At 44.9% G+C, this 465-nt stretch carries 1 protein-coding gene; it reads right to left on the reverse strand.

The genetic code is table 11. The features are described from left to right. On the reverse strand, positions 1 to 465 hold a 465-nt coding region (locus AC1DUA_RS40575; RefSeq protein WP_477505012.1), incomplete at both ends, for an Ig-like domain-containing protein.

Genomic DNA, 465 nt, shown 5'->3' on the forward strand with positions numbered 1-465 from the left:
CCAACTGCTACTTCTGTCGGACCTGTGATATTCAAGCCAGGTTGGATAACAGAAACGACGGAGGTCGCATTAAGTCCGCTTCCATCTTTCGCGACAGCCGAGATTTTTGCCGTACCAGCACTAACACCCCGAATTTCACCACTTGCATTGACCGTAACAATGGATGCCGCATCCGTTGTCCAAGTGAAGTCTTCATTCTTTTGATAGGTAGCATCAGCCGGCAATACCTTTGGAATTAGTTTGGAAGTATCCCCTTTTGCGATTGTGAGGTTATCCAGAGTCAAGGCAGTTAATTTCGTGAATGCTGTTACCACTTTGTTGGAGAAGAGAACATTTTGATCCGATGAAGCAAAATCCTTGTATTGTAGGTTGGCATTAGATAAGGAGTAATCTCCAGCTTTCGTTGGTTTAACAACGACAGTGAAAGTGGAGCTGTTAGCTACAAATTGATTGCCTTCCCTGCGG

Source organism: Paenibacillus sp. 01T422 (assembly GCF_056398785.1).